1 protein-coding gene is annotated in these 252 nt (G+C 31.7%); it reads right to left on the bottom strand.

Going from position 1 to position 252, the window contains the following annotated elements; genetic code table 11:
- Positions 1-59: 59 nt before the first annotated feature.
- The coding region (locus AOA61_RS31090) for a hypothetical protein (protein WP_218197309.1) at positions 60-252 on the bottom strand (193 nt) is incomplete at its 5' end.

Raw genomic sequence — 252 nt, 5'->3', positions numbered from 1 at the left:
TATAACTAGAGTGGAACTGATAATCTTGAACGTTGTGCAAGTGAGAGGTGATTTTTAATTCATTCTTCATGCTTCTTTTTAAGCTGGTTATTTTCCGTTTCACAAGAGATGATATCTCTATTAAGACTATCAATGAGTCTTTTTTTCTGTGAAATTGCTTTTCTAAGCTCACTAGCTTCTACTAAGTGTTGTTTATGTTCAATTCTATATTGATTATAATCATCCAAGTCGTGTTTCCATGTGGTAATAATG

Source organism: Pseudomonas sp. 2995-1 (assembly GCF_002742505.1).
Classification (GTDB): Bacteria; Pseudomonadota; Gammaproteobacteria; order Pseudomonadales; family Pseudomonadaceae; genus Aquipseudomonas; species Aquipseudomonas sivasensis.
This window is presented reverse-complemented; position numbering and strand designations above follow the sequence as displayed.